General features: G+C 64.6%; 21 protein-coding genes. 13 read left to right on the top strand and 8 right to left on the bottom strand.

What is annotated here, in order from left to right:
• Nucleotides 1-2: 2 nt before the first annotated feature.
• Nucleotides 3-266, bottom strand: a complete 264-nt coding sequence (locus tag KP010_RS15035) for an Imm74 family immunity protein (protein WP_142863257.1) — start codon at nt 264-266, stop codon at nt 3-5.
• A 22-nt stretch (nt 267-288) separates the two neighbouring features.
• Complete coding sequence (gene mutY, locus KP010_RS15030; RefSeq protein ID WP_142863258.1) at nt 289-1,389, bottom strand: A/G-specific adenine glycosylase; 1,101 nt, start codon at nt 1,387-1,389, stop codon at nt 289-291.
• A gap of 51 nt (nt 1,390-1,440) precedes the next feature.
• Between mutY and KP010_RS15025 the strand changes: the two genes are divergently transcribed.
• Nucleotides 1,441-2,064 carry a DUF721 domain-containing protein gene (locus KP010_RS15025; protein ID WP_142863259.1) on the top strand — a complete coding sequence of 208 codons (624 nt, stop codon included), beginning with the start codon at nt 1,441-1,443 and terminating at the stop codon, nt 2,062-2,064.
• On the opposite strand, the gene KP010_RS15020 is transcribed toward KP010_RS15025, so the two are convergent.
• Together KP010_RS15020 and KP010_RS15015 are read right to left on the bottom strand one after the other, a co-directional pair.
• Nucleotides 2,065-2,385, bottom strand: a complete 321-nt coding sequence (locus KP010_RS15020; RefSeq protein ID WP_142863260.1) for a hypothetical protein — start codon at nt 2,383-2,385, stop codon at nt 2,065-2,067.
• A gap of 142 nt (nt 2,386-2,527) precedes the next feature.
• Nucleotides 2,528-3,778 carry an FAD-binding oxidoreductase gene (locus tag KP010_RS15015; protein WP_142863261.1) on the bottom strand — a complete coding sequence of 417 codons (1,251 nt, stop codon included), beginning with the start codon at nt 3,776-3,778 and terminating at the stop codon, nt 2,528-2,530.
• Nucleotides 3,779-4,041: 263 nt separating this feature from the next.
• Between KP010_RS15015 and purB the strand changes: the two genes are divergently transcribed.
• Complete coding sequence (gene purB / locus KP010_RS15010) at nt 4,042-5,349, top strand: adenylosuccinate lyase (RefSeq protein ID WP_024878632.1); 1,308 nt, start codon at nt 4,042-4,044, stop codon at nt 5,347-5,349.
• A 23-nt stretch (nt 5,350-5,372) separates the two neighbouring features.
• Here the strand turns inward: purB and KP010_RS15005 are convergent, their stop codons facing one another.
• A complete protein-coding gene (locus tag KP010_RS15005; protein ID WP_024878631.1) occupies nt 5,373-5,672 on the bottom strand; it encodes a DUF6156 family protein in 300 nt (99 codons plus the stop codon).
• A 608-nt stretch (nt 5,673-6,280) separates the two neighbouring features.
• Between KP010_RS15005 and KP010_RS15000 the strand changes: the two genes are divergently transcribed.
• The 9 genes from KP010_RS15000 to KP010_RS14960 all read left to right on the top strand — a co-directional run bounded on the left by KP010_RS15000 (nt 6,281) and on the right by KP010_RS14960 (nt 18,742).
• The gene (locus KP010_RS15000) at nt 6,281-6,853 is read left to right on the top strand and encodes an ANTAR domain-containing response regulator (protein WP_108916027.1); all 573 of its coding nucleotides are present in this window, start codon (nt 6,281-6,283) and stop codon (nt 6,851-6,853) included.
• Nucleotides 6,850-8,019, top strand: coding sequence for a CmpA/NrtA family ABC transporter substrate-binding protein (locus KP010_RS14995; RefSeq protein WP_142863262.1), 1,170 nt, complete (start codon nt 6,850-6,852; stop codon nt 8,017-8,019). Before KP010_RS15000 ends, KP010_RS14995 begins: the two co-directional genes overlap by 4 nt.
• 339 nt (nt 8,020-8,358) lie before the next feature.
• Nucleotides 8,359-9,684, top strand: a complete 1,326-nt coding sequence (locus KP010_RS14990) for a CmpA/NrtA family ABC transporter substrate-binding protein (RefSeq protein WP_142863263.1) — start codon at nt 8,359-8,361, stop codon at nt 9,682-9,684.
• 14 nt (nt 9,685-9,698) lie between these two features.
• Nucleotides 9,699-10,595, top strand: a complete 897-nt coding sequence (ntrB, locus tag KP010_RS14985; protein WP_142863264.1) for a nitrate ABC transporter permease — start codon at nt 9,699-9,701, stop codon at nt 10,593-10,595.
• 11 nt (nt 10,596-10,606) lie between these two features.
• Nucleotides 10,607-11,398: an ABC transporter ATP-binding protein gene (locus KP010_RS14980; protein WP_142863265.1), complete on the top strand. Its 792-nt coding sequence runs from the start codon at nt 10,607-10,609 to the stop codon at nt 11,396-11,398.
• Nucleotides 11,399-11,410: 12 nt separating this feature from the next.
• The gene (locus KP010_RS14975; protein WP_142863266.1) at nt 11,411-12,625 is read left to right on the top strand and encodes an NAD(P)/FAD-dependent oxidoreductase; all 1,215 of its coding nucleotides are present in this window, start codon (nt 11,411-11,413) and stop codon (nt 12,623-12,625) included.
• A gap of 2 nt (nt 12,626-12,627) precedes the next feature.
• Complete coding sequence (locus KP010_RS14970) at nt 12,628-14,379, top strand: NirA family protein (protein ID WP_142863277.1); 1,752 nt, start codon at nt 12,628-12,630, stop codon at nt 14,377-14,379.
• Nucleotides 14,376-15,968 (top strand): sulfite reductase subunit alpha, encoded by a 1,593-nt coding sequence (locus KP010_RS14965; protein WP_142863267.1) that lies wholly within the window; start codon nt 14,376-14,378, stop codon nt 15,966-15,968. Before KP010_RS14970 ends, KP010_RS14965 begins: the two co-directional genes overlap by 4 nt.
• Nucleotides 15,968-18,742 carry a nitrate reductase gene (locus KP010_RS14960; protein WP_246659876.1) on the top strand — a complete coding sequence of 925 codons (2,775 nt, stop codon included), beginning with the start codon at nt 15,968-15,970 and terminating at the stop codon, nt 18,740-18,742. Before KP010_RS14965 ends, KP010_RS14960 begins: the two co-directional genes overlap by 1 nt.
• Here KP010_RS14960 and pgk read toward each other — a convergent pair.
• Nucleotides 18,661-19,854, bottom strand: a complete 1,194-nt coding sequence (pgk, locus tag KP010_RS14955) for a phosphoglycerate kinase (protein WP_142863268.1) — start codon at nt 19,852-19,854, stop codon at nt 18,661-18,663. The two genes, KP010_RS14960 and pgk, sit on opposite strands and share 82 nt — an antisense overlap.
• Nucleotides 19,855-19,889: 35 nt before the next feature.
• Nucleotides 19,890-20,897 carry a type I glyceraldehyde-3-phosphate dehydrogenase gene (gene gap, locus KP010_RS14950; RefSeq protein WP_142863269.1) on the bottom strand — a complete coding sequence of 336 codons (1,008 nt, stop codon included), beginning with the start codon at nt 20,895-20,897 and terminating at the stop codon, nt 19,890-19,892.
• A 266-nt stretch (nt 20,898-21,163) separates the two neighbouring features.
• Between gap and KP010_RS14945 the strand changes: the two genes are divergently transcribed.
• Entirely contained in the window at nt 21,164-21,457 is a 294-nt protein-coding gene (locus tag KP010_RS14945; protein WP_108916035.1) for a DUF4164 family protein, read from the top strand.
• Between the two features lie 13 nt (nt 21,458-21,470).
• Nucleotides 21,471-21,854, top strand: a complete 384-nt coding sequence (locus tag KP010_RS14940) for a cell division protein ZapA (protein ID WP_142863270.1) — start codon at nt 21,471-21,473, stop codon at nt 21,852-21,854.
• A 33-nt stretch (nt 21,855-21,887) separates the two neighbouring features.
• On the opposite strand, the gene KP010_RS14935 is transcribed toward KP010_RS14940, so the two are convergent.
• On the bottom strand, nt 21,888-22,397 hold the full coding sequence (locus KP010_RS14935) for a hypothetical protein (RefSeq protein ID WP_244594577.1): 510 nt from the start codon (nt 22,395-22,397) through the stop codon (nt 21,888-21,890).
• Nucleotides 22,398-22,411 lie beyond the last annotated feature (14 nt).

The following is a 22,411-nucleotide window of genomic DNA, read 5'->3' as shown; positions in this document are numbered from 1 at the left end:
GCTCACTCGAACGTCACGCTGAGCCCGTGACGTTCGAGCTCTTCCTCTATCGCCTCCAGAATTGTCTGCAGCTCGACAATGTCGATGGAAATCTCCTCGTCGGGCGCGTCCCAATTCTCTATGTCGTCGAGGCGAATGAAGAAATCCGTGTCCTCGTCCGCATCGGGCGGCGGGGCCGTATTGACGATGGTCAGCACATGGCCGCCGGAGAGGACGCGGATCGCGCCTTCCGTCATCTCGATCACGATCGATTTGCGCCGCCCCATGCCGATGCTCCCGCTGTCGCGCTCACTCTACAATCAATCCGGCCCGAATCGCCACTTTTCGCATCAAGGTCGGAAGCCCCTCCTCGGAAAGCCTCGCGAGCGGCGTCCAACGGCCGTTCTCGATATAAGGCGGCGGCGCCGGAAGCGTCGCGGCGAATATTGTGAGACGCAGCGAAAAATGCGTGAACACATGCTCGACGGCGCCGGGCAGCTCTTTCCAGCGCGCCGCCATGGGCGCATGGGCGCGGGCGCGGGAAGGGTCGAAATCGACGCGAAAGGGCGTCGAGGGAAATTCGCTCATGCCGCCGAGCAGGCCGCGCGGCGGCCGCGTGCGCAGCAACGCCGCGCCGCCGCTGGTCACGACGAAAGCCGCGCCGCGGCGCAAAGGCTTGTCGAGCTTTTGGGCCTTGACGGGGAAGCGCTCCGTCTCTCCGCGCCGCGCCGCCGCGCAGGCGGGCGCGAAAGGGCAGAGATCACAGCGCGGCGCGCGCGGCGTGCAGACCGTCGCGCCGAGATCCATCAGCGCTTGCGTGAAATCGCCGGAGCGCGCGGCGGGGAGCAGCGTCTGCGCCTGCTCGCGCAAGTCGCGCTTGGCCTCGCGGATCGGGCGGTCGATGGCGAAGAGCCGGGCGACGACGCGCTCGACATTGCCGTCGACGGCGACGCATGGCGCATCGAAAGCGATGGCCGCCACCGCCGCCGCCGTATAGGGGCCGACGCCGGGCAGCGAGAGAAGATCGCCCTCCTCCCACGGGAAAATTCCGCCGCGCTCGAAAGCCACCTGTTGCGCGCAGGCGTGGAGATTGCGGGCGCGGGCGTAATAGCCGAGACCGGCCCAGGCTTTCATCACCTCCTCCAGCGGGGCGGCGGCCAGCGCCGCGACGCTCGGCCAGCGGGTGAGAAAAGCGTGGAAATAGGGTTTGACCGCCTCCACCGTCGTCTGCTGCAGCATGATTTCCGACAGCCAGACGGAGTAAGGATCGGCCCGCTCGCCGGGCGCCGCGCGCCAGGGCAGATCGCGCCGGCTCCGGTCGTACCAGGAGAGCAGCGCACGCGGATCGGGCCGCGGCGGCTTTTCTGCGGACGGCCTTCCGGCCGACGACTTGGCGGGGACTCTCGGCATGGGCTAATCTGTCCTTACCGAGATCGGAGCCGATCGCGCAAGGAGCAGGCCATGACCGGGGCGGCGACGGGACGCTCGAAATTCAGGCAATCGCGCCTCATCGGCGAATTCATCGACAAGACGCTGGATCCTCTGGCGGCGCGGCATGGCTTCAGCGAAAGCTCGCTGCTGCTGCGCTGGGAGGCGATCGTCGGCGCGCGCGTCGCCGCCATTTGCGAGCCGGTGAAGCTGCAATGGCCGCCGCGCGCCAAAAGGCGCGCGGCCGACGAGAACCAAACTGGCGCCAAAAACCGCGCGGCCGACGAGAACCAAACTGGCGCCAAAAACCGCGCAGCCGACGAGAACCGAGCCGGCGCCAAAAACCGCGCGACCGAGAAGAAGGACGAGCCGGCGACTCTGGCGCTGCGCGTCGAGCCCGGTTTCGGGCTCGACATTCAGCATATGAGCGCCGCCATCATCGAGCGCGTGAACACGCATCTCGGCTGGCGCTGCGTCGCCAAGGTCACGATGAAGCAGGAGCCGCTCGCGCCCCGACGCGTCCGGCCGGCGAAGCCGCCGGTCGATCTCGCGGCGCGCCGGCAGGCGGAGGCCGCGACCGAAGGCGTCGCCGACGAGAGGCTGCGGGCCGCGCTCGTCACGCTCGGCGAGCGGGCGCTCGCCAAGCCCGCCCGCTGATCATTGGATGATCCAATAAGCGTCCGGATCGCCGCGCATATGCACTTTCGCCAGCCGGCTGAAGGGCGGGACCACCTCGACGATGATGTCGCCGCCGAGCACGCGGCAGTCCTTGCTCTTTATGCCGCGGCGGATCATTTCCCGCGCCGCCTCGAGATCATATTGCTCCGCGAGCTCGATGACGCGCTGCATGTCGGCGCGCTCCTTGCAGCCGGCATAGCCCGGAAAGCCTTCGTAAATGACGGCGACCTCGACGGCCGCCGCATGGCCGAGCAGAAAAGGCGCGAGCGCCGCGCCGAGAAAAAACGCCGAGAGCTTCATCCTCGTCTCCCAATGAAATGATCGGCTCGCCCGTGAGGGACGCGGGACGCTTTTGAAATTGCGACAAAAATCGATCGGCGACGCAGGGGCGAATCACTGCGCGCAATGGTCGCTCATTCGGCGCTGAAATTCCTCTGTGGATTTATCGAAATCGATCGACCGAATAGGGCGCCGGATCGGTGAAAGGCGTCTCTCCAGTCATCATCTCGGCGAGCAGCCGGCCGCTCACCGGGCCGAGCGTGAAGCCATGATGCTGATGGCCGAAGTCGAACCAGAGCCCCTGATGGCGCGGCGCCTTGCCGATGATCGGCAGCATGTCCGGGAAGCAGGGCCGGCAGCCCATCCAGGGCTTGGGGTCCAGCCGCTCGCCGAGCGGAAACAGCGTGCGGGCGAGGATTTCGTCCTTGTCCACCTGCACCGGCGTGGGCTTGGCGTCGCGGCTCGCGAATTCCGCGCCGGTGGTGAGGCGCACGCCGCGCGTCATCGGGGCCAGCACATAGCCATTGTCGGCGTCGAGAACCGGATGGAAGAGCCGCGCGCCCTCCTCGGTTCCGTAATGCATGTGATAGCCGCGCTTGACCGCGAAGGGCAGATCATAGCCGAGCGGACGGAAAATCTGATCCGACCAGGGGCCGAGCGCGACGACGACGTCGCGCACGATCAGCGCGCCGTCATGGGTGGGCGCGCTCCAATGTCCGTCGCGCGTCTGCGCCAGCGCGCGCACATCGCCGGCGAGAAAGCGCCCGCCGCGACGCTGGAACAGCTCCGCATAGGCCTGCGCAACGGCGCATGGATCGGCGACCGAGGCGGTGTCGCGAAAATGCACCGCGCCGACGACGGGCGCTATGTCGGGCTCCAGCGCCGAAAGGCCGGCGGCGTCCAGCTCCTCGACGCGCAGCGAAAAATCGCGCAGACGGGCGGCGTCGACGATCCCTTTGGCGAGGCTCCTCTCGCTGCGATAGAGCTTGATCCAGCCGGTGCGACGCACGATGTCGCCAGCGCCCGAGAGCTGGATCAGCGCGTCATGCTCCTCGAGGCAGCGCTCGACCAGCGGCAGCGCGTCCAGAGCGTGACGCTTGGCGCGCTCCGGCGAACTCTCGCGGAAATAGCGCCACAGCCAGGGCGCGACGCTCGGTAGGGCCGAGAAATGATAATGCGCCTGCGGCGAGAGATTGAGCGCATAGCGCAGGAGATCGCCGAAGTCCCGCGGGAAGAGATAAGGGAAGATGGAGGCGCGCTCGATGAGCCCGGCGTTGCCGAAACTGGTCTCGAGCCCGGCCGCGCCATGCCGGTCGACGAGAACAACGTCTCGCCCCCGCGCCTGCAGATGCAGGGCGGCCGAGACTCCGACCATTCCCGCGCCCAGCACGGCGACATCGGCGGTCTGCTGCATGAGGTCCTCCGGGCGAACACATTCTAAAAGCGGAATATGGCGGCGCGGGCGGGTGAACGCTAGCGCAAGCGTTGCCTCATCCGCAGCAATATTTCGGCCAAGGCCGCGTCTTTTCCCCTTTGTGGTTTATTCACCACAAAGACACAAAGGACAGGAAGCGGAGCCGGCCCCGCCCCCTTCACTCTGCTCACGGAAGGGCCTAAACGATCCTCTTCCCGCCGACCGGCCGCGCGAAGACTTTTCCCAAAAGGACGCCCAAGCCCATGATCCCTCGCTATTCCCGCCCCGAGATGACCAAGATTTGGGAGCCGCAGACGCGCTTTCGCATCTGGTTCGAGATCGAGGCCTATGCCTGCGATGCGCTCGCCGAGATCGGCGTCATCCCCAAGGAGAGCGCCAAGGCGATCTGGGACAAGGCCGATTTCGTCACTTTCGACGTCGCCCGCATCGACGAGATCGAGCGCGTGACCAAGCATGACGTCATCGCCTTTTTGACCCATCTCGGCGAGTTCATCGGCCCGGATTCACGCTTCGTGCATCAGGGCATGACCAGCTCCGACGTGCTCGACACCTGCCTCGCCGTGCAATTGGCGCGCGCAGCCGATCTTCTCATCGCCGATGTCGACGGATTGCTCGCCGCGATAAAGCGCCGCGCGCTGGAGCACAAATATACGCCGACCATCGGCCGCTCGCATGGCATTCACGCCGAGCCGACGACCTTCGGCCTGAAGCTCGCGCAAGCCTATGCCGAATTCACGCGCTCGCGCGAGCGGCTCGTCGCGGCGCGCAAGGAGGTCGCGACCTGCGCCATTTCCGGCGCCGTCGGCACTTTCGCCAATGTCGATCCGCGCGTCGAGGAGCATGTCGCCAAGCAGCTCGGCCTCGCGGTGGAGCCCGTCTCGACGCAGGTCATTCCGCGCGACCGTCACGCCGCCTTTTTCGCGACGCTCGGCGTCGTGGCGTCATCGGTGGAGCGGCTGGCGATCGAGATCCGCCATCTGCAACGCACAGAGGTGCTGGAGGCGGAGGAATATTTCTCGGCCGGGCAGAAGGGCTCTTCCGCCATGCCGCACAAGCGCAATCCCGTGCTCACCGAAAATCTCACCGGCCTCGCGCGGCTGGTGCGCGGCATGGTGACGCCGGCGCTGGAGAATGTCGCGCTATGGCACGAGCGCGACATTTCGCACTCTTCCGTCGAGCGCAATATCGGTCCCGACGCGACAGTGACGCTCGACTTCGCGCTCTCGCGCCTGACCAGCGTCATCGATCAGCTCATGATCTATCCGGAGAATATGCAGAAGAATCTCGACCGCCTCGGCGGGCTCGTGCATTCGCAGCGCGTGCTGCTGGCGCTGACGCAAAAGGGCGTCTCGCGCGAGGACGCTTATTCGCTGGTGCAGCGCAACGCCATGCCCGTGTGGCGCGGCGAAGGCGAGTTCCGCAAGCTGCTCGGCGCCGACGCCGAGGTGAGCGCGAAGCTCTCGCCCGCGGAGCTCGATGAATTGTTCGATCTCGCCTATCACTTCAAGCATGTCGACACGATCTTCGATCGCGTCTTCGGCAAGGCGTGAATCGGACGAGGCGTGACTAGCGCTCACGCCACCGTCTGCTTGCCATTCTCGTCGAACAGCACCTCGGTCTCGTCCTCGCCCATCAGAATGAGCGCGCGGGCGAGGCCGCCCTCGGCGCGATATTCGTACGCGTGGCGCAGCTCCACCTCGCCATAGACCATCTTCTCGCACAAAAGCAGACGCTCGGCCTCGTCATAGCGGGCGCGAAAGAATGTGTTGCGATTGTTGAGGTCGTTCGGATCGAGCGGCGACGTCAATTTGAGCGGAAGGCTCACGCCGCTATAGGTAAGGAAATAGTAATAACCGTCACTGTCCGCTTGCATGCGTTTGTCTCCCGTCGGACCGGCATTGGCGCTCCCGCCGGCCTCGTCGGAGCGATTGCGTAGCGCGCCGCGCGCAAAAAGAAAACCGCCTCGCTGCGACCAATTCTGCGCTTGACGAAATTCAGAATCGAGATCACCATTTCATCATCGCGTCACAGGGGGCCGCGGAAAACGGCGACGAGCCGAGACCGAGGCGAACCGATCGAGCGGGACCTCGAGGGATGAGAACGCGATGGGCGGGCCAGCGTGGCAACGCACGCAGGCCTCGAGTCGAGCGATACATGCGAGAGGAGCATGACGCCACCGGGTCACACCGTTTGACCTCAGCTGAGGTCGAGGGCGCGGCGAAGAAATCGAGCGCAGGTTTCCTCGGGCGCCGACATTCGTGACATCCCGACGGGCGGCGAAACGCGAAGGCCAAGCGCGACGCCTCCCGATCTTCCGAATCTGGAGCTTTCCGGAGATTCGCATTCTGCGAAGCAAGCGGCCCCGCCAGCCTCAGCGCTGCGGGGCCATCTCATGTCTTCCCCCTCCCGTCGAAATCATTTGTAATTCGTCCGCATATTCGCTAGCGCCTGCCTGCGGCGCAGCGTCGCGGAGGCGTCGATTTGAAAATCGTCATCGTCGATGAGAGTCCGGTGCGGGCTGCGATCCTCGAGGATGGATTGCGCGAGGCCGGCTTCACCAATGTCGAGCGCATCGCTGAGATGCGCAGCCTGCTCGCGCGCATCTATGCGATCGACCCGGATGTCATCCTCATCGATCTCGAGAACCCGAGCCGCGACATATTGGAGCAGATGTTCCAAGTGAGCCGCGCCGTGCGCCGGCCCGTCGCAATGTTCGTCGATCAGAGCGACGCCGCCTCCATTCAGGCTTCCGTCGACGCCGGCGTCTCCGCCTATATCGTCGACGGGCTGAAGAAAGAGCGCATCAAATCCATTCTCGATCTCTGCGTGTCGCGCTTCAACGCCTTCTCACGCCTGCAGGACGAATTGGCGCGCGCCAAATCGGAGATAGAAGAGCGCAAGACGATCGACCGCGCCAAGGGGCTTTTGATGAAGGCGAAGAACCTCAGCGAGGAGGACGCCTATCGGCTGATGCGCAGCACGGCCATGCGCGAGAAGAAGAAGATTTTCGAGATCGCCCAGGCGATCATCACCGCCTCGGAGCTGTTCAAATGACCGCGGAGCGCGAACATTTACGCATCGGCTTCATTCCGCTCGCGGACGCCGCCGCGCTCTTCGTCGCCGTGGACAAGGGCTTTGCCGCGCAGGAAAGGCTCGATGTCGAGCTCGTGCAGGAAGTCTCCTGGTCCAATGTGCGCGACAAGCTCAATATCGGCATGTTCGACGCCGCGCATCTTCTCGCGCCCATCGCCGTCGCCTCCAGCCTCGGCGTCGGCCATGTGAAGACGCCGATCGTCGCGCCCTATAATCTCGCCATGAATGGCAACGCCATCACCGTATCGCCTTCGCTGCACGCGGCGATGAATGCGCGCCTCGAGGACGATGCGCTCGATCCGCTGGCCACAGCCCGAGCGCTCGCGCGCGTCGTCGCCGATCGCAAGGCCGCGCAGGCGGAGCCGCTGACCTTCGGCATGACCTTCCCCTTCTCGGGACACAATTACCAATTGCGCTATTGGATGGCGGCCGGCGGCGTCGACCCGGATGAGGATGTGCGCCTCGTCGTGCTGCCGCCGCCCTATATGGTCGGCAGCTTGGCGCAGGGCCATGTCGACGGCTTTTGCGTCGGCGCGCCATGGAATTCGGTCGCCGTCGATCTCGGCGTCGGACATATTCTGCATTTTTCGGTCGAGCTGTTCTCGCGCTGCGCGGAGAAATCGCTCGCCATGCGCGAGAGCTTCGCCCTCGAGCACCCGAATGTCGTCGCCGCTCTGCTGCGCGCTCTGCATCGCGCCGCGCGTTTCATCGCCGACGCCGATCCGCATGAGATCGCCGCCCTGCTCGCGCGGCCCGATCGCGTCGGCGTCGACGCCGATGTGATTTTACGGACGCTGCAAGGCCGGCTCAAGATCGCGCCAGATGGCGCGACGCGCGAGAATGCGCGCTATCTGCTGCTCGGCCAGGAAGCCGCCGAGCGGCCCGACCCCACTCAAGCCGCATGGCTCTATGCGCAAATGGCGCGCTGGGGACAGGCGCCCGTCTCATCCGCCCTTCTCGACGCGGCGAAAGCCGTCTTCCGCCCCGATCTCTTCGACGCCGCTTTGCCCGCGGCGGCCGCGACGCCGCGCTCCGGCGACGCCATCGGGGCGTTTTGCGGCCCGGAATTCGATGACCGCAACCTCGACGCCTATCTCTCCGCCTTCCCCATTCGCCGCAAGCCATAGCCTGTTTTTTATCGGTCTGGCGCCCGCCTATTGGGCATGGCGCCGATACAGACGTCGCGCTGCGCCGTGACGGCTCTACAAAATTCCTTTTATCTACAAAGAATAATGGCTGCCCCGCCATTTGGCGCGCAGATTGCTTCACTCTTCCCGACGATGCGCCTCGCGCATCTTTCCAATTGTCCAACGACGGACGAACAGCAACGCCGCTGTCCCGAGGAGTTCGCGCACCATGCGCCCTCCCGAGGGAAGCGGCTTTTTGCGTTTCGCGCCGTCGATAGAAGGACGGCGCCGACTCGCCCTGACCGATGCGCTCGCAGCGCGAAGAGGACGACGGTGACGATGACAGACGAAACAAGCTCAGCGAAGACCAGTGCCGTCACGATGCTCGATCGCCGCGGACTGCTGCGCGGCGCCGCCGGCGTCGCGGCGAGCTTCGCCGCCGTTCGCGCGGCTTTCCCCGCCGGCGCCTTCGCGCAAGGCGCAGGGCCGGAAACGACGAAAGCGATCCTGGGCTATATCGCGCTGGTCGACGCCGCGCCGCTCATCATCGCCAAGGAAAAAGGCCTTTTCGCCAAGCATGGCATGCCGGATGTCGAGGTCGTCAAGCAAGCCTCCTGGGGCGCGACGCGCGACAATCTCGTGCTCGGCGGCGCCGCAAACGGCATAGACGGCGCCCATATTCTCACGCCCATGCCCTATCTCATCACCACCGGCAGAGTGACTCAGAACAATGCGCCGACGCCCATGTACATAGTCGCGCGCCTCAATCTCGATGCGCAGGGCATTTCCGTCGCCAATGAATATAAGGATCTGAAGGTCACGACCAACGCCGCGGCGTTGCGTGAGGCCTTCGCCAAGAAGAAAGCCGAAGGCAAGGAAGTGAAGGTCGCCATGACCTTCCCCGGCGGCACGCATGATTTGTGGCTGCGCTATTGGCTCGCCGCCGCCGGCATAGATCCCGACAAGGATGTCTCGACGATCGTCGTGCCGCCACCGCAAATGGTGGCGAATATGAAGGTCGGCAATATGGACGCCTTTTGCGTCGGCGAGCCGTGGAACGAGCAGCTCGCCAATCAGAACATCGGCTACACCGCCTGCGCGACCGGCGAGATCTGGTCGAAGCATCCTGAAAAAGCGCTCGGCCTGCGCGCCGATTGGGTCGACAAAAATCCACGCGCCGCACGCGCGCTCACCGCCGCCGTGCTGGAAGCGCAGCAATGGTGCGACAAAATGGAGAACAAGGCCGAGCTCGCCGAAATCGTCGGCAAGCGCCAATGGTTCAACGTGCCCGTCGCCGATATCGTCGGCCGCCTGAAAGGCGATCTCAATTACGGCAATGGCCGCATGGAGAAAGGCACGAAGCAATTCATGAAATTCTGGCGCGACGCCGCCTCCTATCCTTTCAAGAGTCACGACGCCTGGTTCGTCACCGAGGACATTCGCTGGGGCAAGCTCGAGCCGACGACGAATATCAAAGCGCTGGTCGACAAGGTCAATCGCGAGGATATTTGGCGCGAGGCGGCGAAATTGATCAACGTCCCCGCCAAAGAGATTCCGACATCGACATCGCGCGGCAAGGAGACCTTCTTCGACGGCAAGGTCTTCGATCCCGAAAACCCGCAGGCCTATCTGAAGAGCCTGTCCATCAAGCGCGCGCAAGTGTGATCGAAGAGGCCGAAATGACGATGCAAATCACCAAGGACGATCTCGTCGATGCGACGCCAGCCGACGATCGCTCGATCGACGAGCTCTATACGCGCCGACGCATTCCGCTCATCGAGAAGCATGGCGCGCGCATTCGCGCATTCTTCGCCGCCGTGCTGCCGCCGATGATCGTGCTCGCCGTATTGCTCGGCCTATGGCAGCTTCTCTGCATCAAGCCGACCTCGGCCTTGCCCTCGCCCTCGCGCATATGGAGCGAGGCGAATGATCTCATCCTGCATCCCTTCTTCGTGGCGGGGCCACAAGATATCGGCCTCGGCTGGCGCGTGCTCACCTCTCTGCAGCGCGTCGCCATCGGCTTCGGACTCGCCAGCGTCGCCGGCGTGCTGCTCGGCGTGATCGTCGGACAATCGCGCTGGGCGATGCGCGGGCTCGATCCGCTGTTCCAAGTGCTGCGCACCGTGCCGCCGCTCGCCTGGCTGCCGATCTCGCTCGCGGCCTTTCGCGACAGTCACCCTTCGGCGATCTTCGTGATCTTCATCACCTCCATCTGGCCGATCATCATCAACACCGCCGTCGGCGTGCGCAATATTCCGCAGGATTATCGCAACGTCGCCGCCGTGCTGCGGCTCAATCACCTCGAGTTCTTCTGGAAGATCATGATTCCGTCGGCCGCGCCCTATATTTTCACCGGCCTGCGTATCGGCGTCGGCCTCTCTTGGCTCGCCATCGTCGCGGCGGAAATGCTGACCGGCGGCGTCGGCATCGGCTTCTTCATCTGGGACGCCTGGAACTCCTCGCGCCTCTCCGACATTTTCGTCGCCCTCGCCTATATCGGCGTCACCGGCTTCGTGCTCGATCGCATCGTCGCCACGATCTGCGCATTCGCCACGCGCGGCGCGCAAGCCTCCTGAAAGGATTCGCCATGAGCTATCTCCGCATCGATCATGTCGACAAAATTTTCGCGAGCGGCGCCCGCGCGACGAAAGTGCTCGAAGCCGTCGATCTCACTGTCGAGAAGGGACAACTCGTCACCATCATCGGCCATTCCGGCTGCGGCAAATCCACTCTGCTCAATATCGTCGCCGGGCTGGTGAGCGCGAGCGCCGGCGGCGTCGTGCTGGAAAATCGTCAAGTCGATACGCCCGGGCCGGATCGCGCCGTCGTCTTCCAGAATCATTCGCTGCTGCCTTGGCTCACCGTCTACGACAATGTGCGCCTCGCCGTGGACAAAGTGTTCTCGCGCAAAAAGAGCCGCGCCGAACGCCATGATTGGACCATGCGCAATCTCGAGCTCGTGCAGATGACCCATGCGAAGGACAAGCGTCCGAGCGAGATTTCCGGCGGCATGAAGCAGCGCGTCGGCATCGCTCGCGCGCTCGCCATGGAGCCGAAGGTTCTGCTGCTCGACGAGCCCTTCGGCGCGCTCGACGCGCTCACCCGCGCGCATTTGCAAGATCAGGTGATGGCGCTGCATCGCACGCTCGGCAATACGGTGATGATGATCACGCATGATGTGGACGAGGCTGTGCTGCTCTCCGACCGCATCGTGATGATGACCAATGGTCCCTGCGCCACGATCGGCGAGACGCTGGACGTAGCTCTGCCGCGCCCGCGTGATCGCGTCGCTCTTTCCACCGATCCTCACTATCTCGAATGCAGGCGCCGCGTGCTGCAATTCCTCTATGAGCGTCATCACTATGTCGAAGCGGCGTGAGGCGGACGAAAAATGAGCGAGCCTCTCGTCATCATCGGCAATGGCATGGCCGCCGCGCGCCTCGTCGACGAATTGTCGAAGCGCGCGCTCGGCCGCTACGCCATCGCCGTCATCGGCGAGGAGCCGCGCCTCGCCTATAATCGCGTGCTGCTCTCTTCCGTGCTCGCGGGCGACGCGGACATGGCCGAGATAGAGCTGAGGCCCGCGAGCTGGTGGCGCGACCGCGGCGTTACTCTTCTCTACGGCGCCAAGGCGCACGCCATAGACCTCGCGACGAGACGAGTGTCGCTAGAGAGTGGCGAAAGCGTCGGCTTTTCCAAGCTCGTGCTCGCCACCGGCTCGCGCGCGCTGCGTCTGCCGCTGCCCGGCGCGCAGCTGCAAGGCGTTCATGTGTTCCGCGACGGCGCCGACGTCGACGCGCTGAAGCGCCTCGCGGCGCAGCGCAAGAAAATCATCGTCATCGGTGGCGGCCTGCTCGGTCTCGAAGCCGCCTATGGCCTCGTCAAAAGCGGCGCCGAGGTCTCACTCGCGCATGTCACCGATCGGCTGATGGAGCGGCAGCTGGACAAGGACGCGGCCGAGCTGCTGAAACGAATTATCGAGAGCAAAGGAATTGACGTTCTGCTGGAAGCGCGCACGACACGCATCCTCGGCGATGACCGCGTCAGCGCGATAGAGCTCGCCGATGGTCGGCGGCTCGCGGCCGATGGCGTCGTCTTCGCCGCGGGAATTGCACCCAATATGGAGCTGGCGCGCGACGCGGGCGTGAGCACGCAAAGAGGAATCGTCATCGACGATCATATGGAAACGAATATCGCCGATATCTTTGCGATCGGCGAATGCGCGCAGCACAGAGGCGTCTGCTATGGCCTCGTCGAGCCCGCCTATGACCAGGCGCGCGTCCTCGCCGCGAGACTCTGCGGCGAAAGCGACATTTACGAAGGAAGCATCGTCTCCACCAATCTGAAGGTCTCCGGCGTCAATGTCTTTTCCGCCGGCGAGTTTATGGAAAGCGACGGCGCCGAGACGATCTCCTGGCGCGACTTTGGGCTCGGCCTCTACAAAAAGCTGATCATTGAGGACGGCCGTCTCGCCGGCGCCGTGCTCGTCGGCGACACCAGCGCCGCGCTCTGGTGCATCGAGCTCATTCGCTCGCGCGCCGATGTGACGCAATGGCGCGATGCGCTGATCTTCGGCCGCGCGCTCTGCGAAAGAAAGGCGGCATGACCATGGCCGGCGATTTCACAGCAGAACAAAAGCGCTATCTCGAAGGCTTCGCCTCCGGCTTCCAGGCCTCGCGCGCGCAACGCGCCACGCCGATCAAGGAAACGCCGATCGGCCCCGACGCCATTCATTTCGCGGCGCAGGATCGCGCAATCGCCAATGGCGGCGCGCTCAATGAGCAAGAGAAGATCAAGCGCGAGGAGCATCCATTCGACGCCTATTCGCGTCTCGTCGCGCAAACGAAGCGCAATGAGCCGCCAAAGCCGGCCGATAATTTTCGGTGGCGCTATCATGGACTGTTCTATGTCGCGCCGACGCAATCCTCCTATATGTGCCGCCTGCGCATCCCCAATGGAATTCTCACCCATTGGCAATTCACCGGCCTCGCCGATCTCGCCGACAGCCATGGCGGCGGCTATCTGCATGTGACGACGCGCGCCAATCTGCAGATTCGCGAGATAGAGCCCGAGAGCGCCGTCGCCATGATCGAAGGCGTGCAGAGCCTCGGCCTGTGGACGCGCGGTTCCGGCGCCGACAATATTCGCAACATCACCGGAACGGCGACCGCCGGAATCGATCCACAGGAGCTCATCGATACGCGCCCCTTCGCGCGCGCGCTGCATTTCCACATTCTCAACGACCGCTCCCTCTCCGGCCTGCCGCGCAAATTCAACATCGCTTTCGATGGCGGCGGCCGCATCGCCGTGCTCGAGGACACCAATGACATTGCCTTTCAGGCGATCGAGCTTCGCGACGGGCATGAGCTCAGGACGGGCGTCTATTTCCGTCTCGCGCTCGGCGGAATCACCGGTCATAAGGATCTCGCGCGCGACACCGGCGTGATCGTTCCGCCGGACGAAGCCGTCAAGATCGCCGACGCCATATTGCGCGTCTTCATCGACACAGGCGACCGCACCAATCGCGCGCGGGCGCGATTGAAATATGTGCTCGATCAATTGGGTTTCGATCGATTTCTGACGCTCGTCGAGGAAAAGCTCGGACGTCCCCTGCTCCGCGCGCGGCAGGAGGCGATCGCGCCACGGCCCGGCTTCGACAGGCTCGCGCATATCGGCGCACATGCGCAGAAAGAGGCGCGGAAAAGCTGGGTCGGCGTCGCATTGAAGCTCGGTCGCCTGACGAGCGACGAAGCGCACGGTCTCGCGACGATCGCGCGCGAGCTCGGAGATGGCGACATAAGGCTCACCGTCTGGCAAAATCTTCTCATTTCTGGAATTGCCGACACGCGGATCGACGAGGCGCTCGCTCGGATCGCAGCGCTCGGCCTTTCGACGAAGGCGTCGCCGATCCGCGCGGGCCTCGTAGCCTGCACGGGCAATGTCGGCTGCCGTTTCGCCGCCGCCGACACCAAAAGGCATGCGGACGAGATCGCCACGCATTGCGAGGAGAGAATAGAGATCGACACGCCGATCAACATACATTTGACTGGCTGCCGTCATTCCTGCGCTCAGCATTATATCGGCGACATCGGCCTCGTCGGCGCGCGCGTTCCGATCAATGAGGAAGGCGATACGGTCGAAGGCTACAATTTGATTGTCGGCGGCGGCTTCGGCGCGGAGGGCGCGATCGGCCGCGAGCTGCTCGAGAATGTCGCGGCGACAGATGCGCCACGCAAGATCGAGAGCCTGCTGCGCGCCTATCTCGCGCATCGCGCGACCGGCGAAGAGAGCTTCGCCGCCTTCACGCGGCGCCATGACGCAGAAGCTTTGCGACGGTTGATCGCGGAGACGGAACAATGACCAAGATCACGCAGCCGCAACGTCTCGATCTCATTCCGCCTTCGGCTCCATTCTCTGAAGAGCAGCGCGCCTGGCTCAACGGTTTTTTCGCCGGGTTGATGTCGATGGACGACGCCGGCGTCGTCGCTCTGTCGCCAGCGGAAAATGCGGCCATCGCCGGCGACGCGGATGATGGCGCCGCGCCTTGGCATGATCCGACACTGCAATTGCAGGAGCGCATGACGCTCGCGCAAGGCCGTCCTTTGCGTCGACGGATGATGGCCGCAATGGCGCAGCAGGACTGCGGCCAATGTGGCTATGATTGCCAAAATTATGCGGAGGCGCTGTTCGCCCATAAGGAGGAGCGCCTCAATCTCTGCGCGCCCGGCGGCAAGGACACCGCGCGCATGTTGAAGACGCTCACGCAAGAGCGCGGCGCTGCGCCATCCACCGAGTCGGCGTCGACAGCGCCGTCGGTCTCGCATTCCACATCGGCGCCGGGCCGTTCACGCGACAATCCGGTCGAGGCGATATTTCTGTCGCGTCGGAGGCTGAACAAGCCGGCATCGGAAAAGGAGACATGGCATATAGAGCTCGATCTCTCGAGGAGCGGAATCGATTACAGCGCCGGCGATTCTCTCGGCGTCTTTGCGCAGAATGATCTCGGCCTCGTCGATCAGATCATCGCCATGATCGGCGCCTCGCCGCTCGCGCCAGTGAAGGGCAAGAGCCTTCGCGAAGCGCTGCGTGACGATTGCGCGCTTTCGCCTGCGCCCGATCGGCTCTTCGAGCTGATCTCGTTCCTCACCGGTGGCGAGACGCGCGCAAAGGCGCGCGCGCTGGCGCAAGGAGAAGATAGAGACAATGACGCCGCCGATCTCGACGTGCTGGCGGCGCTGATGAAATTTCCCGGCGTGCGACCGCATGCGGAAGCTTTCGTCGAGGCGCTCGAGCCTCTGCAGCCACGGCTCTATTCCATATCCTCCTCGCCGAAGGCGGCGCCGGGGCGCGTGTCGCTCACTGTCGACGCCGTGCGCTACAAGATCGGCAAGCGCATGCGCAAAGGCGTCGCCTCCACCTTTCTCGCGGAACGCATCGAGGACGATGCGCCAGTGAGAGTCTATGTGCAGGCGTCGCATGGCTTCTCGCTTCCCGATGATCCGAATGCGCCGATCATCATGATCGGCCCCGGCACGGGAGTCGCGCCGTTTCGCGCGTTTCTGCAAGAGCGGCAGGCGATCGGGGCGCGCGGGCGCAATTGGCTGTTCTTCGGCCATCAGCGCAGCGATTGCGATTTCTTCTACGCGGATGAATTGAACGCGATGAAGTCCTCTGGCCTGCTCACGCGCCTCTCGCTCGCCTGGTCGCGCGACGGCTCCGAAAAATTCTATGTGCAGGACCGTATGCGTGAAGTCGGGCGCGATCTCTTCGCCTGGCTCGCCGATGGCGCGCATATCTATGTCTGCGGGGACGCCAGGCGCATGGCCAAGGACGTCGAGCGCGCGCTCGTCGACATCGTCGCGCAATATGGCGCGCGCGCCACGGATGAGGCGGTCGCCTTCGTCGCCGAATTGAAGAAGAGCGGCCGCTACCGACAGGATGTCTATTGATGCAGAGAGTCGATCCGCGCAGCGCCTCTGTCGCGACCGTTTGCCCCTATTGCGGCGTCGGCTGCGGCGTGCTGGCGACGCCGGATGGATGCGGCGGCGCAGCTGTCGCCGGCGATCCCGCGCACCCGGCCAATCATGGGCGGCTGTGCTCCAAAGGCTCCGCTTTGCATGAGACGCTGTCGCTCGACGGGCGTCTGCTGCATCCTATGCTGCGCGCCGGCGAGACGCTGCGACGCGCGACATGGGACGAGGCTCTGGATCATGTCGCACAGGGCTTTGCGCGCATCATCGATACGCATGGGCCGCAGGCGGTGGCGTTCTATCTCTCCGGCCAATTGCTGACGGAGGATTATTACGCCGCCAACAAGCTGATCAAGGGCTTCATCGGCTCGCCCAATGTCGACACCAATTCGCGGCTGTGCATGGCCTCGACAGTGGCGGGACATAAGCGCGCCTTGGGCGCCGATGTGGTGCCGGGATGCTATGAGGACCTCGACTGCGCCGATCTCATCGTGCTCGTCGGCTCCAATGCGGCCTGGTGTCATCCGATTTTGTTTCAACGCATGTTGCGCAACAAGCAGGAGCGCGGCGCGAAGATCGTCGTCATCGATCCGCGCCGCACGGCGACCGCGGAAGAGGCCGATCTCTTTCTGCCCATCGCGCCCGGCGGCGATGTTGCGCTCTTCTGCGGCCTTCTCGCACATCTCGTCGCCAATGGCGCGACCTGCGACGACTATATCACGCAGCATACCGAAGGTTTCACGCAAGCGCTCGACGCCGCGCGCACGATCGCGCCGACCATCGCCGCGACCGCCGCCGCGACGGGGCTGCGCGAGGTCGATGTCGCGGCTTTCTTCGAGCTCTTCGCCACGACGCAGAAGACTGTCACGGCCTTTTCCCAGGGCGTCAATCAATCCGCGCAGGGGACCGACAAGGTCGACGCGATCATTCATTGTCATCTCGCGACGGGACGCATCGGCGCGCCCGGCGCCGCGCCCTTCTCGCTCACCGGCCAGCCCAACGCCATGGGCGGACGCGAGGTCGGCGGCCTCGCCAATCAGCTCGCCGCGCATATGGGCTTTTCCGACGCCGAGGTCGATCGCGTTCGGCGCTTCTGGAACGCGCCGCGCATTGCGACGCATGAAGGCTTGAAGGCCGTGCAAATGTTCGAGGCCATCGCACGCGGCGAGATAAAGGCGCTGTGGGTGATGGGAACCAACCCCGCCGTCTCGCTGCCTCGAGCCGATGACGCACGCGCGGCGCTTGCGAAGCTCGATCTCTTCGTCGTCTCGGACAATGTGCTGTCGAACGACACGATAAACGCCGGCGCGCATGTGCTGCTGCCGGCGCAGGCCTGGGGCGAGAAATCCGGCACGGTCACGAATTCGGAGCGGCGCATCTCGCGTCAGCGCGCCTTTCTGCCCTCGCCCGGCGAGGCGAAGCCGGATTGGCGCATCGTCAGCGACGTCGCGACGCGCATGGGCTTTTGCGACGCCTTTCGATTTCAGTCGGCGGCGGATGTGTTTCGTGAGCATGCGGCGCTCTCCGCTTTCGAGAATGACGGCGCGCGCAGCTTCGACATAGGCGGGCTCGCGACGCTCTCGGATGAAGCCTATGACGCGCTGCATCCGACGCTATGGCCGATCCGCGCCGGCGAGACGAAAGGGCGCGCGCGCTTTTTCGGCGAGGGTGGATATTTCACCGCCAATGGCAAGGCGCGCTTCATCGCGCCCGAGCCGCCGTCGCTGAAGGCCGCGACAACGGCTGCCTTTCCCTTCCGCCTCAACACGGGGCGGATTCGCGACCAATGGCACACGATGACGCGCACGGGCAAAAGCCCGCGTCTCGCGCGGCATTCGCCCTTTCCCTTCGTCGAGATTCATCCGGCCGACGCGGCGCCGCTCGGCCTCGTCGATGGTGGCTTCGCCTGCGTTTCGTCACGCCACGCCGAATGCCTGCTCGCAGTGTCCGTCACCGATCGCCAGCGGCGCGGGCAATTATTCGCGCCTATTCATTGGAGCGACGAGACGGCCTCTTTCGCGCGCGTCGGTTCGCTCGTCGCTGCGATCGTCGATCCGCATTCGGGACAGCCGGAAGCGAAGGCGACTCCGGCGCGCATAGATGCGGTCACATTCAAATCGCGCGGTTTTCTACTCTCGCGCGCGCCGCTGCGGCCGATGATCGCCGCGCTCGGAACCAAGGTCGCCGTCGCTGGCGGTCACGGCCTTCTCTTCGCCTCGGACGCGGCTCTCGCATCATGGCGCGATTATGCGGCGTCGCTCGGCGATGAGGCAGATGTCGCGGAATATCTCGACGAGGCGCGCGGAATCTATCGCGCCGCGCGCTTTCGCGATCAGCGCGTCGATTTCTGTCTCTTCGTCGGAACAGAGGATGCGCGCGGCGCCTTCGACGCGGCGACGGCGCTGTTCGAGACGGAGCGGCTCGGCTTGGAGCAGCGTAAGGCGCTGTTGTCGGGGCGCTCGCCCGATGGCGCGGCGCAGGATGGTCCGATCGTCTGCGCCTGCTTCGGCGTCGGCGCCGCGGCGATCGACGCGGCCATCGCGAAGGGCGCGCGCAGCGTCGCCGCGATCGGCGAGACGCTGCGCGCCGGCACGAATTGCGGCTCCTGCATTCCAGAGCTGAAGCGCGCCATCGCCGCGGCGCGCGCCTGTTGCGAAGAAGTGAGCGCGGCTTATTTCGCCAGCGCCGCGACGCCGGGAAGCTCCTTGCCCTCGAGCCATTCGAGAAAGGCGCCGCCCGCGGTCGAGAGATAACTGAACTCCTGCGCCGCATGGGCCTGATTGAGCGCGGCCACAGTGTCGCCGCCGCCGGCGACGGAGAGCAGCTTGCCTTCCACGGTCAAACGCGCCGCCGTCTGCGCGACGGCGTTGGTGCCTTCGTCGAAGGGCGGCAACTCGAAGGCGCCGAGCGGGCCGTTCCATACCAGCGTCTTCGCCTTGGCGAGCAGACTCTCTATATGGGCGATGCTCTTCGGCCCGACGTCGAGGATCATGTCGCTCTCGCCGACATGCTCGATCGCGACGATATGGGACGGCGCATGAGCTTCGAATTTCTGCGCGACAGTGGCGTCGATCGGCAACACGATCTCGCAATTGGACGATTGCGCATCGGCGAGAATGGCGCGCGCCTTTTCGAGCAGCTCGTGCTCGCACAGCGACTTGCCGACCGGCTCGCCCTTCGCGGCGAGGAAAGTATTGGCCATGCCGCCACCGATGACGAGAATGTCCACCTTGCGGATGAGATTACCGAGCAGATCGAGCTTGGTGGAGATTTTCGCGCCGCCGACGATCGCCATAACGGGGCGCGCGGGATGCTCCAGCGCCTCGGAGAGCGCCTGCAGCTCCGCCTGCATGGTGCGGCCGGCATAGGCCGGTAGAAGATGCGCCAGCCCTTCCGTCGAGGCGTGTGCGCGATGCGCGGCGGAGAAGGCGTCGTTCACATAGATATCGCCGAGCTCGGCGAGCTCCGCGGCGAAGGCGGGATCGTTCTTCTCCTCGCCCTTGTGAAAGCGCGTGTTCTCGAGCAGCAGAATGTCGCCGTTCTTCATCTGCGCGATCGCCGCGCCGGCGACATCGCCGACGCAATCATCGGCGAAGGCGATTTTTCGCTTGGCCGTCTCCTCAATCGCCGAGACGATAGGCTTCAAGGAATCCTCTTCCTTGCGCTCGCCCTTGGGCCGACCGAAATGGGCGAGAAGGATGACCTTGCCGCCCTTTTTCGAAATATCCTCGATCGTCGGCAGCACGCGCTCTATGCGCGTCTTGTCGGTGACGACTCCATTCTCGGTCGGCACATTGAGATCGACGCGCAACAGGACGCGCTTGCCGTCGAGATCGGCGGAATCGAGCGTTTTGAAAGACGGCATGATCGTGCCCCGGTGAATGAGGAAAAAAATCGCGTCTAGATGAGCTTGGCGATCGTCGCGGCGACATCCGTCATGCGCCCCGAGAAGCCCCATTCATTGTCGTACCAGGACAGGACGCGCACCAGCTCGCCCTCGATCACCTTGGTCTGATCGAGATGAAACACGGATGAACGCGGATCATGGTTGAAATCGACCGAGACATTCTTGTCGTCGGTGTAACCCAAAATGCCCTTCAGCGGGCCGTCGGCGGCGGCGATGATGGCGGCGTTGATCTCTTCCACGCTCGTCTTGCGCTTGGGGACGAATTTGAGATCGACCGCCGAGACATTGGGCGTCGGCACGCGAATGGCGGCGCCGTCGAGCTTGCCTTTCAGCTCCGGCAGCACCAGGCCCACGGCCTTCGCCGCGCCGGTGGAAGTGGGAATCATCGACAGAGCGGCGGCGCGAGCGCGGTAGAGGTCCTTGTGATACGTGTCCAGCGTCGGCTGGTCGCCCGTGTAGGAGTGGATCGTCGTCATGAAGCCACGCTCTATGCCGATCGCGTCATTCAGTACCTTGGCGACGGGCGCGAGGCAATTGGTGGTGCAGGAGGCGTTGGAGATCACGAGATCGTCCTTCGTGATCTTGTCCTGATTGACGCCATAGACGACGGTGATGTCGGCGCCTTCGGAAGGCGCGGAGACCAGCACGCGGCGCGCGCCGGCGTCGAGCAGCGCTTTGGCCTTGTCGCGCGCTGTGAAAAGGCCCGTGCATTCGAGCGCAATGTCGATGCCGAGCGCCTTATACGGCAGCTCGGCCGGATTCTTGATCGCCGTGACCTTGATCGGCCCATAGCCCACGTCGATCGAATCGCCATCGACCTTCACCTCGCGCGGGAAGCGGCCATGCACGGAATCATAGCGCAGCAGATGGGCATTGGTCTCGACAGAGCCGAGATCGTTGATCGTCACCACCTCGAGGTCGGTGCGGCCGGTCTCGACGATGTAGCGAAGAATATTGCGTCCGATGCGTCCGAACCCATTGATCGCCACTCTCACGGCCATAGCGGTGCTCCTTCTCATCTGCTCGCTCGGGCGGGGCCGGGCGGCCGCTGAACCGCCCAAAATCGGGGCTTTGCCCATTTTGCCGCTTTTTGTGGCGGCGAACGCCCGCTCGAATGAGCGGCTTGATAACAGGTCGCGCCCCCCTGTCAACGCGGCTGCCGGCCGCTCTGCGGCGGAGCCGCGGCTCGGATTGGGGTTTACGCGATTGTCGCCAGGAGATAACGATTCTTACGTGCGAATCTAATCGCGATCGGTCCGGTTTCCATATGACGCAAGTCCCACACAGGCTCGACGACGCGCTGCAACGGCTCTCCGCCGCGCTGGAGCGGCTGGAGGAGACTGTCGCGCGACGCAGAGAGGCGGAGCTGTCGCACGCCGACCTCGAGGAGGAGCTCGCCGTCATGCAGGACGATCGCAGCCGCCTCGGTCTCGAGCTCGACGCCGCCCTCGCCCAGAACAGCGCGCTGGAGAAGGCGCGCGACGAGGTGCTGACGCGTCTCGACCGCACGAGCCTCGGCATTATCGCCGTGCTCGGCGACGAGGACAGGACGCAGACCTAGCGAGAGGCGGCGAATGGCGCATGTGGTGGTGACGATCGCGGGCCGGACCTATCGCATGGCCTGCGAGGATGGCGAGGAAGCCCATCTCGACGAGTTGGCCAAGCTCGTCGAAAACAAGATCCTGTCCTTGCGTGACGGCTTCGGCGACATTGGCGAGCAGCGCATCACCGTGATGGCGGCGCTCACCCTCGCCGACGAGGCGTCGATCGCGACGCGCAAGCTCGAGGCCGTGCAAACGGAGCTGGCGGCGCTACGCGCGGATGCGGCTGCGGCGAAAGAGGCGGAGGCCGCTCTCACGGAGAAGCTGGCCGCCGCGCTCGAGAATGCGACGATGCGCGTCGAGCGTCTCTCGCGAGACCTTCGGCATGGAGGCGACGAGACGCCTCCTATGCTCTGAGACTTGCAGCGCGGCCCGAGCCGGGCGCGCGCGTCAGCGGCCCCAGGCCTCGAATTCCGGCTGGTGCTTGACCTTCTCGAGCTCGTCGGCCTGCTGCGACAGCTGAATATGCCGGCGTTCCGCCGCGTCGCGCTCCGCGCCATCCTTGAGAATGGCGATCTTGAGCTGCTCGGTCGCCTTGCGGGCGAGGCCGTTGATCCAGCGGTTGATATTGGTGACGACCAGATTCTTGCGCGCCAGCTCGGCGTCGCGGCCGGTCGCGTCGCTCTTCAAAATGTCGCGCTCCTTGACCGCCGCGGCGAGCTGCGCGTCGAGCTCGGCGAGCTTGTCCGGCGCGGCGCCGGCGCGCGCCTTCTCGATGGCGGCGATGCCGTCGTCCAGCCAGGAGATTTGCTGCGCGAGCACACCGTCCTTGATCGGGCCCTTGACGTCGAAGGAATTGGGCAGCGGAAAAAACGGGCTGATCTCCACCGCTCGCGCCGGAGCGGCGGCGAAGGGCGCCGAGATCAGGACAGCCAGAGCCAGTGAGGCGAATTTCGACATGTTTCTCTCCCATG

Source organism: Methylosinus sp. KRF6 (assembly GCF_018887255.1).
Lineage (GTDB): Bacteria > Pseudomonadota > Alphaproteobacteria > Rhizobiales > Beijerinckiaceae > Methylosinus > Methylosinus sporium.
Note: the sequence above shows the minus strand (reverse complement) of the source record. Positions and strands in the feature narration are given on the sequence as shown.

Coding starts and splice junctions, on each gene's coding strand:
- KP010_RS15035 (WP_142863257.1), bottom strand. CDS start 266: ATGGGGCGGCGCAAATCGATCGTGATCGAGATGACGGAAGGCGCGATC.
- mutY (WP_142863258.1), bottom strand. CDS start 1,389: ATGCCGAGAGTCCCCGCCAAGTCGTCGGCCGGAAGGCCGTCCGCAGAA.
- KP010_RS15025 (WP_142863259.1), top strand. CDS start 1,441: ATGACCGGGGCGGCGACGGGACGCTCGAAATTCAGGCAATCGCGCCTC.
- KP010_RS15020 (WP_142863260.1), bottom strand. CDS start 2,385: ATGAAGCTCTCGGCGTTTTTTCTCGGCGCGGCGCTCGCGCCTTTTCTG.
- KP010_RS15015 (WP_142863261.1), bottom strand. CDS start 3,778: ATGCAGCAGACCGCCGATGTCGCCGTGCTGGGCGCGGGAATGGTCGGA.
- purB (WP_024878632.1), top strand. CDS start 4,042: ATGATCCCTCGCTATTCCCGCCCCGAGATGACCAAGATTTGGGAGCCG.
- KP010_RS15005 (WP_024878631.1), bottom strand. CDS start 5,672: ATGCAAGCGGACAGTGACGGTTATTACTATTTCCTTACCTATAGCGGC.
- KP010_RS14995 (WP_142863262.1), top strand. CDS start 6,850: ATGACCGCGGAGCGCGAACATTTACGCATCGGCTTCATTCCGCTCGCG.
- KP010_RS14990 (WP_142863263.1), top strand. CDS start 8,359: ATGACAGACGAAACAAGCTCAGCGAAGACCAGTGCCGTCACGATGCTC.
- ntrB (WP_142863264.1), top strand. CDS start 9,699: ATGACGATGCAAATCACCAAGGACGATCTCGTCGATGCGACGCCAGCC.
- KP010_RS14980 (WP_142863265.1), top strand. CDS start 10,607: ATGAGCTATCTCCGCATCGATCATGTCGACAAAATTTTCGCGAGCGGC.
- KP010_RS14975 (WP_142863266.1), top strand. CDS start 11,411: ATGAGCGAGCCTCTCGTCATCATCGGCAATGGCATGGCCGCCGCGCGC.
- KP010_RS14970 (WP_142863277.1), top strand. CDS start 12,628: ATGGCCGGCGATTTCACAGCAGAACAAAAGCGCTATCTCGAAGGCTTC.
- KP010_RS14965 (WP_142863267.1), top strand. CDS start 14,376: ATGACCAAGATCACGCAGCCGCAACGTCTCGATCTCATTCCGCCTTCG.
- KP010_RS14960 (WP_246659876.1), top strand. CDS start 15,968: ATGCAGAGAGTCGATCCGCGCAGCGCCTCTGTCGCGACCGTTTGCCCC.
- pgk (WP_142863268.1), bottom strand. CDS start 19,854: ATGCCGTCTTTCAAAACGCTCGATTCCGCCGATCTCGACGGCAAGCGC.
- gap (WP_142863269.1), bottom strand. CDS start 20,897: ATGGCCGTGAGAGTGGCGATCAATGGGTTCGGACGCATCGGACGCAAT.
- KP010_RS14945 (WP_108916035.1), top strand. CDS start 21,164: ATGACGCAAGTCCCACACAGGCTCGACGACGCGCTGCAACGGCTCTCC.
- KP010_RS14940 (WP_142863270.1), top strand. CDS start 21,471: ATGGCGCATGTGGTGGTGACGATCGCGGGCCGGACCTATCGCATGGCC.
- KP010_RS14935 (WP_244594577.1), bottom strand. CDS start 22,397: ATGTCGAAATTCGCCTCACTGGCTCTGGCTGTCCTGATCTCGGCGCCC.